A 14,838-nucleotide genomic window follows, 5' to 3' on the forward strand; every position below is an offset into this window, starting at 1 on the left:
GGCTCCGCGAGTGCCCGGGGCCGGGGCCGAGGGCGGGGAAGCCGATGTCGGCGGGGCCGGGGGAGCCGGCGGGGGCGCCGGGGTGGCAGGGGTCATCGGGGGGTCGTCAGTGTGGCGAAGGCGGCTTCGTGGGTGCGGCGGCGGGCGCGGTCGCGGGCGAAGACCTCCCGGGTCACCGCGGCCAGCGAAACGGCCGGTGCGTGCAGGTCCAGGCGGCTGGCCTCCGCGACCCGGTCCGCCCAGGCGCGGGGGACGGCGGGAGTGCCCGACAGGGCGCCCGCGATCGCACCGGCCATGGTGGCGATGGAGTCGCAGTCGCGGCCGTAGTTGACCGCGCCGAGCACGGAGGTCTCGTAGCAGCCGTCGGCGACGAGCAACATGCCCAGCGCGATGGGGAGTTCCTCGATGGAGTGCAGGCGCGAGGGGCGCCGGGCGCCCAGGGACGGCGAGCGGTAGTCGGGGCCGACCGAGTCGTACGGGGCCACCGCCGTTCGGAGGGGGGCCAGCGCCGACTCGAAGTCCCGGTGGCGGGCGGCGACTTCGCAGACCGCCGCGATGGCCTCGCGGGTGCCGTCCTTGGCGAGGGAGAGGGCGGTGTCGACGACGGACGCAGCCGTGGCGCCCGGGACGCACGCCGCCGCGACCGCCGCCGCGAACACGCCCGCCGCCTCCCGCCCGTACGAGGACTGGTGCGCGCCCGTGACGTCCAGCGCCTCCGCGTACGCCGCGGCCGGATGGCCCGCGTTGACGAGGCCGACCGGCGCCATGTACATCGCCGCGCCGCAGTTGACGATGTTGCCGTTGCCCGCCTCCCGCGGGTCCGCGTGCGCGTAGTGCAGCCGGGTCACGATCCACTTCTCGGCGAGGAAGATCCGCTGGAGGGGGAGGGCGTCCGCCTCCAGTTCCGGGATCCAGCGGGGGGTCGTCATCAGGTCCGGGACCAGGTGCTCGGCGATCGCGTACGCGTCCAGGTGGTCCCGTACGGCCTCGTAGACCCGGACCAGCGCGTGCGTCATGAGGGTGTCGTCGGTGACGTGGCCGTCGCCCTTGTGGTACGGGGCGATCGGGCGCGCCGTACGCCAGTCCTCGTGCCACGGGCCGACGATGCCGCGCACCCGGCCGCCGTGCCGCTCCACGATCTGTTCCGGGGTCCAGCCCTCCACCGGGCCGCCGAGCGCGTCGCCGACGGCCGCGCCGACGAGGGCGCCGGTGATCCGGTCGTCCAGGGTCGGGGAGGGGGTGTGGGTGCTGGGGGTGGGGTCCACGGGGGTCAGGGTCGTCATGTCCGGGGCTTTCCTTGGGGCTTGGGTGAGGTGAGTTCCGTACGGGTGAGCAGCGCGGCCAGTTCGACGAGGTCGGTGCCCGCCAGGCGGGGGAGGGCGCAGCCGGAGAGGGTGCGGCACGCTTCGCGCCAGGCGGCGGGGAGCGAGTCGCCGCCGCCGAGGGCGCCGGTCAGCGCGCCGGCGAGGGCGGGGGCGGAGTCCGCGACCCGCGACAGGCAGGCGGCGGCCGGGACCGCCTCGCCGACCCGGCCGCGGGCGGCGGTCGCGAGGGCGAGGGCCACGGGGACGGTTTCCGCGGCGGCGATCCCGTAGCTGTAGACGTGGTCGACGATCTGGTGCTCCAGGAGCGGGACGATCGCGAAGGCCCCGCCGGCCGCGCCCCTCTCGGCGCGGGCGAGTTTCACCGCGTGCCGGGCGTTGCGGCCGATCTCGGTGGACTCCGGGAGCTGTGCGAGGGCGGCGTCGACGGCCGCGTCGGTGTCGGAGGCGGTGCAGGTTCCGTTGCTCGCGAGGGCGGTGGCGATGGCGGCGGCCATGGCGCGGGCGCCGTGGACCCCGTCGCCGTCCTGCGTGTAGCGGGCGTCGAACTCGGCGAGGTCCGCGGCGGCCTCGGGGTCCCCGGGATGGACGACGGCGAGGACGCAGGCCCGGATGCAGGCGGCGTCGTCGAAGTAGTGCGGGTTGTCGTGGCCGGTGGCGGGGGGACGCAGGCCGGCGGCGAGGTTGCCGAGGCCGGCGCGGACGGAGATCCGGGCGCGGAGGGGGAGGACGGCGGACTCGACCTCGGGCGCGCGTTCCGCCGCCGCGGCGACCTCGCTGGCGAGGGCGTTCCAGGCGAGGTCGATGGCGGCGCGCATCCGGCGCGACCGGGAGAGGTCGCTGAGCAGCACTCCGGCGGCGGTGAGGACGGACTCGGCGGCGAAGGCCGCCCACTCGGCGTCGTCGGAGGGGCCGAGGCGGAGCGGTTCCGGGGGCTGGTTGAGGGCGATGGGGACGGGGAGGGTGGTGGTGGCGTTCTGCTCCGCGAAGGTGTCGAGCTCGCGGGTGAGGCGGCGGGTCCACTCGGGCATCCGGCTGGCCCGGTGCCGGGCCGCGGGCCACCCGGCGGCGTCGCCCGCGGCGAGCCCGAGCAGCAGCCCCTCGATCCGGCGGGGGCCGGGGGCCGCCTCGGTCGGGTGGGTGGCGGTGGCCGTGGCCGTACGGGGCTGCGCGGCCCGTGGTGCGGGTCCCGACGGGGACGGGTGGGGCGGGGCGTGCCCCTCGGCGGGCCCTGACGGGGCGGTGAGCGGGCCGCCCACGACCTCCGCCGGGGCGGTGCGGGCCGCGGAGCCCGGGGCCGTCCAGGCCCCCGGCGGGGCGCTGAGGGCCGACGCCGGCGCGGGTTCCGCCGGGGTGGCGAGCGGGCCGGACGCGGGTTCCGCCCGGGCGGTACGGGGCTGCGCCGTCCCGTCTGCGGCGTCGGCCGCCGGGGCGTCCCGGCCGGGGGCGGTCCCGTGCGGGGGCGGGGTGCCGCCCCTGGTTCCCCGGGCGGGCGCGTCCGCCGCGTCGGCCGTACGGGCCCGCGCGCGCGGCGGGGCGTCGTGCCCGGCGGGGGCCGGTGCCGAGGTGGGGGGACTCTCCCCATACCCGCCCCTTCCCGAAACCGGGGGCAGGCACCCGGGCCCCCGGACGGGGGCGGCCGCCGTTCCCGCCGGCCAGGGAGCGGCGTAGCCCCGTACCTGGGGAGCGGAACGGAGGAACTCGGGCACCGGCGTGCCCCGGTCCCGGGGGTCTGCCTTCGGGGGCGGTTCCGGCAGGGCGTCACCGTCTCGGGCCGTCTCGGCCCGGGTGTCGCCCTCCGGGGTCCGCTCGGCCCCGGAGCCGTCCTGTGGGGCGGGGCCCGTCAGGGGGGTGGCTTCCTGCGGTGGGTTGGTGGGAGACGGGGTCGTCGGGGTCAGGGTCATCGGGGGGTCTCGGTTTCCGGGGTGAGGAGGTCCGCGATGTCCAGGACGTGGTAGCCGCGCATCGAGGGGAGGCAGCTGCCGCGGACCGGGCCGATCGCCGAGGACCAGGCGGCCGGGATGGCGGGGGCGCCGGACATCGCTCCGGCGAGCGCGCCCGCCACGGCCGCCGTGGTGTCCGCATCGCGGCCCATGTTGACCGCCATGAGGACGGAGGAGGCGAAGTCGCCCCCGCACGCGGCGAACGCGCCGAAGGCGAGTCCCACCGCCTCGGGGGCCAGGTCGGTCCAGGGGTAGCCGCCGATGACCACCGCCGAGCGGACCGCCCGCTCGCCGCGCGGGGCGGCCGTCACGGCCCGGCGCAGGGAGCGCGCCGTCCAGGAGTCCGAGGGGATGACGGAGAGGGCCGCCGAGATGACGGAGGCCGCGGAGCCTCCGGCCATCGCCGCCGCGACCCCGGCCGCGACGGCCTGGCCGCCGTAGATGCCCTCGCCGTCGTGGCTGACGCAGCCGTCGATGGCGACCAGCCGGGCGGCTTCGGCGGGCCGGCCCGCCGCGAAGACCCCGAAGGGGGCCGCCCGCATGGCCAGGCCGTCCGACCAGGCGTGCCGGTGCTGGGCGGAGATGGGGGCCGCCAGACCGCGGCGGAGGTTCTCCAGGGTGCCGCGTTCCGAGAAGCCCGCGCCGCGGAACGGGCCTTCGTCCAGGTCCGCGATCCAGTGGTGCCACGCCCGTTCGACGTGGGCGACCGTCAGCGCCGATCCGTGGCGGGCCAGCAGCAGGCCCGAGAAGATCGCGTACTCCGTATCGTCCGTGCCCGCCGGGTCGTCCGAGACGAAGCCCTCGATCCGGCCCCACTTCGCCCGGATCTCCGACGGTTTCATGTTCTCCGCGGGGGCGCCCAGCGCGTCACCCACCGCGAGTCCGAGAAGAGCGCCCCGGGCCCGTTCGAGGAGGACCTGCGGATTGCATGCAATCAGCTCCATGGCGCGCCTCTCCACTTGATGGGACTCATATTGAGCCCTTGGGGGATTTGTGCCATGGCATGTGGTTTGTCGCTCGTCGCGAAACACCCGCCGCGGGCCGCCGTCACCCGGTCGCCGATCCCCAAAACCCCAGGTAAGTACGGCCTTCCTTGCTGGCGGGCGCCAAAAATCGTGCGTAGTTTCGAGGAGTTCAGGGGGAGTGGGTGTCCGCGCGTCGTACACGGCACAGCTCTGTGCGCTCACTCGTGCAAAAGAGGAGATAGCCGGTATGTCCATCATCGATATCGAAGCACCGCTTCACACCGCCCACCGTGACAACCACACCCACCGTGACGTCAACGGCGGATGGCTGCGCCCGGCGGTCTTCGGTGCGATGGACGGGCTCGTCTCCAACCTCGCCCTGATGACCGGCGTGGCCGGCGGCGCCGTCGCCCCGCACGTCATCGTCGTCACCGGCCTGGCCGGCCTCGCCGCCGGCGCCTTCTCCATGGCGGCGGGGGAGTACACCTCGGTCGCCTCGCAGCGCGAGCTCGTGCTCGCCGAACTGGACATAGAACGCCAGCAGTTGCGCAAGCACCCCATCGACGAGATGGAGGAGCTGGCCGAGCTCTACGTGTCGCGCGGCGTCGAGCCCGCGCTGGCCCGCGAGGTGGCCATGCAGCTGTCCCGCGACCCGGAGCAGGCGCTCGAGATCCACGCCCGCGAGGAGCTCGGGATCGACCCGGACGACCTGCCGTCGCCGATGGTCGCGGCCGTGTCCTCCTTCGGGTCCTTCTCCCTCGGTGCGCTGATCCCGCTGCTGCCCTACCTGCTCGGTGCGGTCACCCTGTGGCCGGCGGTCCTGCTGGCGCTGCTGGGTCTCTTCGCCTGCGGCGCCGTGGTCTCCCGGGTCACGGCCCGGTCCTGGTGGTACAGCGGGCTGCGCCAGCTCGTCCTGGGTGGCGCGGCCGCGGGTGTGACGTACATCCTGGGAACCTGGATCGGCGGAGCCGTAGGCTGACCGCGCAGGGAGTGAGACACTATGCAGTAGGCAACATAAGTAGTCAGTTACTCGGCGGTTTCGATTCCGTGTCCGCCGGGCACAGACTCCCTGGGCGCCGGGCAATGAGGCCCGCCCCGTACCGGGACCTTCGTCCCGTGTCCCGAGAGCCGGACACCTGCGAAAGTCCCCTCTTGTCTGCCCCGTGCAGTGTCCGCATGCTGGAATGACGTATCCGCTTCGCGGGATTGTCGTCATCATGTAATCTGCACGAAATTTCGCAGAGGGCCAACGTCGTCCCTCGGCTATGCACATATGCCACGACGACGACGGGAGAGCCGATGCGTTCCGCATCCACGCACTCCGCGACCGGCCTCAGCAACACCGCCTGGTCGCCCATGGACGGTCGCCCCGCCCAGCAGGGCATGTACGACCCGCGCAACGAGCACGACGCCTGTGGCGTCGGCTTTGTGGCCAACCTCACCGGCGAGGCCAGCCACACGCTGGTCGAGCAGGCGCTGACCGTATTGCGGAACCTCGAGCACCGAGGCGCCACCGGATCCGAGCCCGACTCGGGCGACGGCGCCGGCATCCTCTCCCAGGTCCCGGACGCGTTCCTGCGCGAGGTGGCCGGATTCGACCTCCCCGAGGCCGGCGCGTACGCCGTCGGCATCGCCTTCCTCCCCGCCGACGGCACCGCACAGGCCGTCGCCGTGGAGCAGATCGAGGCCATCGCCGCCGAGGAGAACCTCACGGTTCTCGGCTGGCGCGAGGTTCCGGTCACCCCCGACCTGCTCGGCAACGGCGCCCGCGCCACCATGCCGGCCTTCTCGCAGCTGTTCGTCAGCAACGGGACCTCGGGCATCGAGCTGGACCGCAAGGCCTTCGTGCTGCGCAAGCGCGCCGAGCGCGAGGCCGGGGTCTACTTCCCGTCGCTCTCCGCCCGCACGATCGTCTACAAGGGCATGCTGACCACCGGCCAGCTCGAACCCTTCTTCCCGGACCTCTCCGACCGCCGCTTCGCCTCCGCGATCGCCCTGGTCCACTCCCGGTTCTCGACGAACACCTTCCCGTCGTGGCCGCTGGCCCACCCGTACCGCTTCGTCGCGCACAACGGCGAGATCAACACGGTCAAGGGCAACCGGAACTGGATGCGGGCCCGCGAGTCCCAGCTGGCCTCCGGCCTCTTCGGCGAGGGCGCCCTCGAGCGCATCTTCCCGATCTGCACCCCGGACGCCTCCGACTCGGCCTCCTTCGACGAGGTCCTGGAGCTGCTCCACCTCGGCGGCCGGTCCCTCCCGCACAGCGTGCTGATGATGATCCCGGAGGCGTGGGAGAACCACACCTCCATGTCGCCGGCCCGCCGCGCGTTCTACAAGTACCACTCCACGCAGATGGAGCCCTGGGACGGCCCCGCCTGCGTCACCTTCACCGACGGCACCCAGGTCGGCGCGGTCCTCGACCGCAACGGTCTGCGCCCCGGCCGCTACTGGGTCACCGACGACGACTTCGTCGTGCTCTCCTCCGAGGTCGGCGTCCTGGACATCGACCCGGCCAAGGTCGTCCGCAAGGGCCGCCTGCAGCCCGGCAAGATGTTCCTCGTCGACACCGCCCAGAAGCGGATCATCGAAGACGACGAGATCAAGGACGCGCTGGCCGCCGAGCACCCGTACGCCGAATGGCTGGAGACGGGCGAGATCGAGCTGACGGACCTGCCCGAGCGTGAGCACATCGTGCACACCCACGCCTCGGTCACCCGCCGCCAGCAGACCTTCGGCTACACCGAGGAAGAGCTCCGCGTCATCCTCGCGCCGATGGCCCGTACCGCCGGCGAGCCCCTCGGCTCCATGGGTACGGACTCCCCGATCGCGGCCCTGTCCGAGCGCCCCCGGCTGCTCTTCGACTACTTCACCCAGCTCTTCGCGCAGGTCACCAACCCGCCGCTGGACGCCATCCGCGAGGAGCTCGTCACCTCGCTGCTGTCCTCGCTCGGCCCGCAGGGCAACCTGCTGGAGCCGACCGCGGCGTCCTGCCGCAGCGTCACGCTGCCGTTCCCGGTGATCGACAACGACGAGCTGGCCAAGCTCATCCACGTCAACGCCGACGGCGACATGCCGGGCATGAAGGCCGCCACCCTCTCGGGCCTGTACCGGGTCTCGGGCGGCGGCGCGGCACTGGCCGCCCGCCTCGAGGAGATCCGCGGCGAGGTCGACGCGGCCATCGAGAACGGCGCGCACCTGATCGTCCTCTCGGACCGTCACTCCGACGCCGAGCACGCGCCGATCCCGTCGCTGCTGCTCACCTCGGCCGTGCACCACCACCTCATCGCCACCAAGCAGCGCACCCAGGTGGGTCTGCTGATCGAGGCCGGCGACGTCCGCGAGGTCCACCACGTCGCGCTGCTCATCGGCTACGGCGCCGCCGCGGTCAACCCGTACCTCGCCATGGAGTCCGTCGAGGACCTCCTGCGCGCCGGTACCTTCCTGACCGGCCTGGAGCCGGAGCAGGCCATCAAGAACCTGATCTACGCGCTCGGCAAGGGCGTCCTGAAGGTCATGTCCAAGATGGGCATCTCCACCGTCGCCTCCTACCGCGGCGCGCAGGTCTTCGAGGCCGTCGGCCTGAACGAGGAGTTCGTCGCCGCGTACTTCGCGGGCACCGCCACCAAGATCGGCGGCGCCGGCCTGGACGTCATCGCCAAGGAGGTGGCCGCGCGCCACACCAAGGCGTACCCGGCCTCCGGCATCGCGGCCACGCACCGCGCGCTGGAGATCGGCGGCGAGTACCAGTGGCGCCGCGAGGGCGAGCCGCACCTGTTCGACCCGGACACGGTCTTCCGCCTGCAGCACGCCACGCGCAACCGCCGGTACGACATCTTCAAGCAGTACACGGACCGGGTGAACGAGCAGTCCGAGCGCCTGATGACGCTCCGCGGCCTGTTCGGCTTCAAGAGCGAGCGCGAAGCCATCTCCATCGACGAGGTCGAGTCGGTCGCCGACATCGTCAAGCGCTTCTCCACCGGCGCCATGTCGTACGGCTCCATCTCCAAGGAGGCGCACGAGACCCTCGCCATCGCCATGAACCAGTTGGGCGCCAAGTCCAACACCGGTGAGGGCGGCGAGGACCCGGACCGCCTGTACGACCCGGCGCGCCGCTCCTCCATCAAGCAGGTCGCCTCCGGCCGCTTCGGTGTCACGAGCGAGTACCTGGTCAACGCGGACGACATCCAGATCAAGATGGCGCAGGGTGCCAAGCCTGGCGAGGGCGGCCAGCTGCCCGGCCACAAGGTCTACCCGTGGGTCGCCAAGACCCGGCACTCCACCCCGGGCGTCGGCCTGATCTCCCCGCCGCCGCACCACGACATCTACTCCATCGAGGACCTGGCTCAGCTGATCCACGACCTCAAGAACGCCAACCCGGTCGCCCGCATCCACGTGAAGCTGGTCTCCGAGGTCGGCGTGGGTACGGTCGCCGCGGGTGTCTCCAAGGCCCACGCGGACGTCGTCCTCATCTCCGGCCACGACGGCGGTACGGGTGCGTCCCCGCTCACCTCGCTGAAGCACGCGGGCGGTCCCTGGGAGCTCGGCCTCGCCGAGACCCAGCAGACCCTGCTGCTCAACGGACTGCGCGACCGCATCGTGGTCCAGACGGACGGCCAGCTCAAGACCGGCCGCGACGTCATCATCGCCGCGCTGCTCGGCGCCGAGGAGTTCGGTTTCGCGACCGCGCCGCTCGTCGTCTCCGGCTGCGTCATGATGCGCGTCTGCCACCTGGACACCTGCCCGGTCGGCATCGCCACCCAGAACCCGGTCCTGCGCGACCGCTTCTCCGGCAAGCCCGAGTTCGTCGTCAACTTCTTCGAGTTCATCGCGGAGGAGGTGCGCGAGCTCCTCGCCGAGCTGGGCTTCCGCACGATCGAGGAGGCCGTCGGCCACGCCGAGCTCCTCGACACCAGCAAGGCCGTCACGCACTGGAAGGCGCAGGGTCTCGACCTGGAGCCGCTCTTCTACGTGCCGGAGCTGCCCGAGGGCGCGGTCCGCCACGCCGTGATCGAGCAGGACCACGGTCTGGAGAAGGCGCTCGACAACGAGCTCATCCGCCTCGCGGCCGACGCGCTGAACGCCGACTCGGCCGAGACCGCGCAGCCGGTCCGCGCCCAGGTCGCGATCCGCAACATCAACCGCACGGTCGGCACCATGCTCGGCCACGAGGTCACGAAGAAGTTCGGTGGCGCGGGCCTGCCCGACAACACCATCGACCTGACCTTCACCGGTTCCGCAGGCCAGTCCTTCGGCGCTTTCCTCCCGCGCGGTGTGACGCTGCGCCTGGAGGGCGACGCCAACGACTACGTCGGCAAGGGCCTCTCCGGCGGCCGTGTCGTGGTCCGTCCCGACCGCGGCGCCGACCACCTGGCCGAGTACTCGACCATCGCGGGCAACACGATCGGCTACGGCGCCACCGGCGGCGAGCTGTTCCTGCGCGGCCGCACCGGCGAGCGCTTCTGCGTCCGCAACTCCGGCGCCCTGGTCGTCTCGGAAGGCGTGGGCGACCACGGCTGCGAGTACATGACCGGCGGCACCGCGGTCGTCCTCGGCGAGACGGGCCGCAACTTCGCGGCGGGCATGTCGGGCGGCGTCGCGTACGTCATCGACCTGGACCCGGCCAACGTCAACGTCGGCAACACGGGCGCGCTGGAAGCCCTTTCCGACACCGACTCCCAGTGGCTGCACGATGTGGTGCGCCGCCACGAGGAGGAGACCGGCTCGACCGTGGCCGCGAAGCTCCTGGCCGACTGGACCGCCTCGGCGGCCCGCTTCAGCAAGATCATCCCGACCACGTACAAGGCAGTGCTCGCCGCCAAGGACGCCGCTGAGCTCGCCGGACTCTCCGAGTCCGAGACCACGGAGAAGATGATGGAGGCGGCGACCAATGGCTGACCCGAAGGGCTTCCTCACCACCCCGCGCGAGACCGCCTGCACCCGTCCTGTGGCCGAGCGCCTCAAGGACTGGAACGAGGTCTACGTTCCGGGCTCGCTGCTGCCGATCATCAGCAAGCAGGCCGGCCGCTGCATGGACTGCGGCATCCCGTTCTGCCACAACGGCTGCCCGCTCGGGAACCTGATCCCCGAGTGGAACGACTTCGCGTACCGCGAGGACTGGACGGCGGCGTCCGAGCGGCTGCACGCGACGAACAACTTCCCGGAGTTCACGGGCCGCCTGTGCCCCGCTCCCTGCGAGTCGGCGTGCGTGCTCGGCATCAACCAGCCGGCCGTCACCATCAAGAACGTCGAAGTCTCGATCATCGACAAGGCGTGGGACAACGGCGACGTCACCCCGCAGGCGCCCGAGCGCCTGTCGGGCAAGACCGCCGCGGTCATCGGCTCCGGCCCGGCGGGTCTCGCCGCGGCCCAGCAGCTGACCCGGGCCGGTCACACCGTGGTGGTGTACGAGCGCGCCGACCGCATCGGCGGGCTGCTGCGCTACGGCATCCCCGAGTTCAAGATGGAGAAGGTGCACATCAACCGCCGCATCGAGCAGATGCGCGCGGAGGGCACCAAGTTCCGTACCGGCGTCGAGGTCGGCCGCGACATCACCGCCACCGACCTGCGCAAGCGGTTCGACGCGGTCGTCATCGCGGCGGGCGCGACGATCTCCCGCGACCTCCCGGTCCCGGGCCGCGATCTGAACGGCATCCACTTCGCGATGGAGTACCTCCCCCTCGCGAACAAGGTCCAGGAGGGCGACTTCATGGCGCCCCCCATCACGGCCGAGGGCAAGCACGTGGTCGTCATCGGCGGCGGCGACACCGGCGCGGACTGCGTGGGCACCGCCCACCGCCAGGGCGCGGCCTCGGTCACGCAGCTGGAGATCATGCCGCGTCCGTCCGAGGACCGGCCGACCGGCCAGCCCTGGCCGACGTTCCCCATGCTGTACAAGGTCACCTCTGCTCACGAGGAGGGCGGCGAGCGGATCTACTCCGTCTCCACCACCCACTTCGAGGGCGACGAGGACGGCAACGTCCAGGCCCTCCACCTGGTCGAGGTCGCCTTCGAGGACGGCAAGCTCGTCCAGAAGCCCGGCACCGAGCGCGTCCTCCCCGCGCAGCTGGTCACCCTGGCGATGGGCTTCACCGGCACCGACCAGGAGAACGGCCTCACGGCGCAGTTCGGCCTGGCCATGGACGCCCGCGGCAACATCGAGCGCGACGCCTCCTACGCGACCAACGTCGACGGCGTCTTCGTCGCCGGCGACGCCGGCCGCGGCCAGTCGCTGATCGTGTGGGCCATCGCGGAAGGCCGCTCGGCCGCCCGCGGCGTGGACCGCTTCCTGACCGGCACCAGCGCCCTCCCGTACCCGGTCAAGCCGACGGACCGCTCGATCACCGTCTGATTCTCGACGCCGTGCTCGCACCGCTCGGCCGCAGGCGGCCTCCCGGGCTTCGCCCGGCTGCGCCGGCCTCCGGCCGTCGGTGGTGTGGCGGCTGAGGTCTCCGCGGTACCCCCGGCCCCGGCCGGGACCCCTCATACGGTCCGTACAACGGTGTACGGGACTCTGACACAGCGCCCGCCACGTCCCCGACCAGGGGTGGCGGGCGCTGTGGCGTTCTGGGGCGATCAGGTCTCGGGCGTGAACTCGTACTGGAGCTCCGGCGGGTAGTAGGAGCTCCAGCTCGGCGGGTTACTGGACGGGGTCATGCGACCTCGATGTCGATCTCGTACCGCAACTGCTGGCGTCCGGCAGGCATGACCATCACGTCGGCCTGGATCGGCCGACCCGATGTGTCGTAGGTGGTCCGGGCGAGTTGGAGGACCGGCTCGACGGGGCCGAGGCGCAGGTGCTCCCGTTCCTCGGGGTCCGGCATCCGGGCCGTCACGTTCTCTGCGGCCCGCACGCCGATGTGTCCCAGCCCGGCCAGCAGGGTCACCGCACCGCCTCGGATCTTTGCCGTGCCGGCCAGCGGAGTGCCTGCGGCGATGTCGGCAGGGTAATAGGTGTCGGTCAATTCGGTTGGTTCGCCGTCGAGTTCGATGATCCGGCGGCGGACGATGGAGGTCTCCCCGGTTGCAAGGTCGAGCATGCGGGCCACTTCGGCCGGGGTGTCGGTCTCGCCGGCGTGCAGGATGCGCTGCGTGCCGCGACGGCCTGCTGCCTTGGCTTCGGCGGTCCAGGCGTCCGAGGCCCCGTCGGTGCGAGGGGTCAGGTATGGCATCGACGTGCTGGTCCACCCGTTGCTGCTCACGCCGCCTCCTGAGTGTCCGTCGCGCTCTGCCGGTGCCCACGTTAAGCGACACCTCTGCGCGATCTCGTGGCGATCGAGGTGCACGACAGCGGTCCGGGTCGCCCCGTCGTGCAGCAGCGGGCTACCCGGTCCGAGGTGCGGTGGCTCGCGTGCTGGTCCATCCGGTGTCGTTCATGGTGCCTCCTGAGGGTTCGTCGCCGACCAGCCGTGTGCGGGTTCGGGGGCCGTCAGAGGGGCTTGGGGGAGGTGTAGCCGACCACGTACCGGGATGTCGCCGACTGCTTGGTGTTCTTGTAGGTGAGTCTGTCGCTGGAGTTCCCCTCGACGGAGAAGTAGGCCTTGTACCTGGTGCTGTAGGCGGTCAGCACGCCTACGTGGTCGATGACGCCGTCCCCGTTCCAGTCGTAGCTGACGGCGTCTCCCTTCTTGGGGACGTACGTCTCGGCCTCCACCTGGGCGCGCGTGTGCCAGGTGCCGTTGGCGCGGCCGTAGTCGCGGAAGGAGGCTGCCGAGGCGTTGAGGCCGGTGACCTTGGCGCCGCCCCAGTACCACGTGTACTTCGCGAAGTCGGAGCACCAGGCGCGGGACTTCCAGTTCACCGTGGTCCAGGTCTTGGTGTTGTTGATGTAGACGTAGCCCTTGCTCTTGCCGCAGGCGGCGCCGTTGGTGCCGGTGCGCGGGGCGCTCGTACCGTCGAAACGACGGTTGCGCGGGTCGGTCCAGAACCCCGTGTAGAAGTTGCAGTTGTTCTTGGCGTTGACGCCGTTGGCCGCGCCCTCGTACCTGCGCTTGCGGACCTCGGCGTTGTCGCTCGTGTACTGGCCGAGTGCCTGCGCGGCTATGCCGTCGCCGAGCGTGGCGGCCTGTGCCGCCCCCGCCAGGGTGAGGTCGCCGAGGGTCAGGGCGGCCGTCACGGCCAGGACGGCCAGGGCTTTGAGCGTCCTGCGGTGCCGTTCCGTGCGGTGAACGGGTGCCGGGGGCATGGGGGATGGCGTCGTCATGGCATGACCTCGCGAAGTCGGACCGGATGGGGGTGGTGCGGGGTGGTGGGCCGGCCCATGGGGCTGAGCCCAGGCCTGGGTGCCCGCCGACCGACCATCACCCCGACTGGAAATCCGCGTCCAGCGATCTTCATGTCCCGGACACCGGACGGCTGTCCGGGCTGGTCAGGGGTGTGGGGCGGGCGCCAACCCGGCCGGGAAGATGGCCAGTTCTGCTGTAGCTGGCAGCGCCTCGGGCTGGGAACCATGTGCACCATGGACCCCGCCGACGACCTGGAACCGGGAAGAGCCGACAGCGCCGCCGCGTTCATCGCTCTGCTCCGGGAGCTGAAGAGCCGTTCCGGACTGACCTACCGGCAGCTCGAACGCCGCGCCGCCGACCAGGGCGGGGTGCTCGCCCGCAGTACGCTCGCCGACGTGCTGGCGGGAAAGAAGCTTCCGCGCCCCGAGCTCCTCTCGGACTTCGTACGGGCCTGCGGCGACGGTGCGCGGGCCGATGAGTGGCTCGGGGCCTGGAGCCGCATCGCCGCGCAGCCGTCCGCCGGTCCCGCCGGTCCCGCCGTTCTCACCGAGCAGACGGTCCCGCCGTCGGCGGAGTCGCCCGCTCGGCCCGGGCGGCGCCGGCGCGTCCTGATGGTGTGGGCGGTCGTCGGGGTGCTGGCGGCAGCGGCCGTGGTCGCGGGCATCACCGGGTGGCCGCGCACCGGCTCCGGCGCCCCGGCGAAGTCGGCTCTGCGCGAACCGCTGTCGGCGCAGCTGCCCGTCGGCAGCGCGCTGTGGATCCGGCCGGCGCTGGCACCGGGGCTCTGCCTGAGCGACGGGGTCGTCCGGGACCACCGCTACGACTCCCTGGTGGCCGTACAGCGTCCGTGCGAGGAGACCGCGCCCCAGAAGACGACCCTGGTGAACGCGGGCGTCGGCACGTACCGCATCCAGTGGTACCGGCCCGAGCTGGGACCGGGATGCCTTCGACTGCGCGGGCAGGGGGCGGGCGCCGAACTGCTGGAGCCGTGGGACAGGTGCGACCTCGCCAGCCACTTCCGCTTCGAGCCCGCGCGGATCGCGAACGCGAGCGGCTATCGCATCCGGGTCAACGAGCAGGGCTGCGTGGGCATCAAGGGCGGAGGCGCCGAGCCGGGTACGGAGGCCGTGGTCGAACCGTGTGCCCAGGACGCCAGGCAGATCTTCACCGTGACCCCGGAACCCGTGACCCCGAAACCCGTGACCCCGGAACCCGTGACGTCCCCGGCCTCCTCCGCGGAGACCTCCACCGCTCCCGCGTCGTAGCCGCCCGCGGCGGCCCGGGGCGCGTGCCGAGCTGCGGGGAGGGTGGGGGCGGGTTATCAAGGGGGTGAAGGCGAGCCCGGTGGGTGTGGGGGTCGCCGCCGCCCACGCTGAGGAGTGCTTCC

9 protein-coding genes are annotated in these 14,838 nt (G+C 72.3%); 4 read left to right on the forward strand and 5 right to left on the reverse strand.

The genetic code is table 11. The features are described from left to right. Positions 1–92: 92 nt before the first annotated feature. The 3 genes from AC3IX6_RS28300 to AC3IX6_RS28310 all read right to left on the reverse strand — a co-directional run bounded on the left by AC3IX6_RS28300 (position 93) and on the right by AC3IX6_RS28310 (position 4,209). Complete coding sequence (locus AC3IX6_RS28300; RefSeq protein ID WP_489365757.1) at positions 93–1,283, reverse strand: ADP-ribosylglycohydrolase family protein; 1,191 nt, start codon at positions 1,281–1,283, stop codon at positions 93–95. Further along, the gene (locus tag AC3IX6_RS28305) at positions 1,280–2,581 is read right to left on the reverse strand and encodes an ADP-ribosylglycohydrolase family protein (protein WP_489371584.1); all 1,302 of its coding nucleotides are present in this window, start codon (positions 2,579–2,581) and stop codon (positions 1,280–1,282) included. Before AC3IX6_RS28305 ends, AC3IX6_RS28300 begins: the two co-directional genes overlap by 4 nt. Positions 2,582–3,222: 641 nt before the next feature. Continuing rightward, positions 3,223–4,209: an ADP-ribosylglycohydrolase family protein gene (locus tag AC3IX6_RS28310; RefSeq protein WP_489365759.1), complete on the reverse strand. Its 987-nt coding sequence runs from the start codon at positions 4,207–4,209 to the stop codon at positions 3,223–3,225. Positions 4,210–4,477: 268 nt separating this feature from the next. Between AC3IX6_RS28310 and AC3IX6_RS28315 the strand changes: the two genes are divergently transcribed. The 3 genes from AC3IX6_RS28315 (at position 4,478) to AC3IX6_RS28325 (ending at position 11,578) form a co-directional block, all read left to right on the forward strand. Continuing rightward, positions 4,478–5,209, forward strand: a complete 732-nt coding sequence (locus AC3IX6_RS28315; RefSeq protein WP_489365761.1) for a VIT1/CCC1 transporter family protein — start codon at positions 4,478–4,480, stop codon at positions 5,207–5,209. Positions 5,210–5,586: 377 nt separating this feature from the next. Then, positions 5,587–10,125 (forward strand): glutamate synthase large subunit, encoded by a 4,539-nt coding sequence (gene gltB / locus AC3IX6_RS28320; protein ID WP_489371585.1) that lies wholly within the window; start codon positions 5,587–5,589, stop codon positions 10,123–10,125. Beyond that, positions 10,118–11,578 carry a glutamate synthase subunit beta gene (locus AC3IX6_RS28325; protein ID WP_489365763.1) on the forward strand — a complete coding sequence of 487 codons (1,461 nt, stop codon included), beginning with the start codon at positions 10,118–10,120 and terminating at the stop codon, positions 11,576–11,578. Before gltB ends, AC3IX6_RS28325 begins: the two co-directional genes overlap by 8 nt. Positions 11,579–11,879: 301 nt before the next feature. Here AC3IX6_RS28325 and AC3IX6_RS28330 read toward each other — a convergent pair whose 3' ends face one another. Further along, entirely contained in the window at positions 11,880–12,428 is a 549-nt protein-coding gene (locus AC3IX6_RS28330) for a GntR family transcriptional regulator (protein ID WP_489365765.1), read from the reverse strand. Positions 12,429–12,655: 227 nt separating this feature from the next. Next, complete coding sequence (locus AC3IX6_RS28335; protein ID WP_489365767.1) at positions 12,656–13,429, reverse strand: hypothetical protein; 774 nt, start codon at positions 13,427–13,429, stop codon at positions 12,656–12,658. A gap of 255 nt (positions 13,430–13,684) precedes the next feature. On the opposite strand from AC3IX6_RS28335, the gene AC3IX6_RS28340 reads away from it, so the two are divergent. After that, positions 13,685–14,716: a helix-turn-helix domain-containing protein gene (locus AC3IX6_RS28340; protein ID WP_489365768.1), complete on the forward strand. Its 1,032-nt coding sequence runs from the start codon at positions 13,685–13,687 to the stop codon at positions 14,714–14,716. The last annotated feature ends 122 nt before the right edge of the window (positions 14,717–14,838 follow it).

This window comes from Streptomyces sp. GL_141, assembly GCF_057834385.1.

Coding starts and splice junctions, on each gene's coding strand:
- AC3IX6_RS28300 (WP_489365757.1), bottom strand. CDS start 1,283: ATGACGACCCTGACCCCCGTGGACCCCACCCCCAGCACCCACACCCCC.
- AC3IX6_RS28310 (WP_489365759.1), bottom strand. CDS start 4,209: ATGGAGCTGATTGCATGCAATCCGCAGGTCCTCCTCGAACGGGCCCGG.
- AC3IX6_RS28315 (WP_489365761.1), top strand. CDS start 4,478: ATGTCCATCATCGATATCGAAGCACCGCTTCACACCGCCCACCGTGAC.
- gltB (WP_489371585.1), top strand. CDS start 5,587: ATGGACGGTCGCCCCGCCCAGCAGGGCATGTACGACCCGCGCAACGAG.
- AC3IX6_RS28325 (WP_489365763.1), top strand. CDS start 10,118: ATGGCTGACCCGAAGGGCTTCCTCACCACCCCGCGCGAGACCGCCTGC.
- AC3IX6_RS28335 (WP_489365767.1), bottom strand. CDS start 13,429: ATGACGACGCCATCCCCCATGCCCCCGGCACCCGTTCACCGCACGGAA.
- AC3IX6_RS28340 (WP_489365768.1), top strand. CDS start 13,685: ATGGACCCCGCCGACGACCTGGAACCGGGAAGAGCCGACAGCGCCGCC.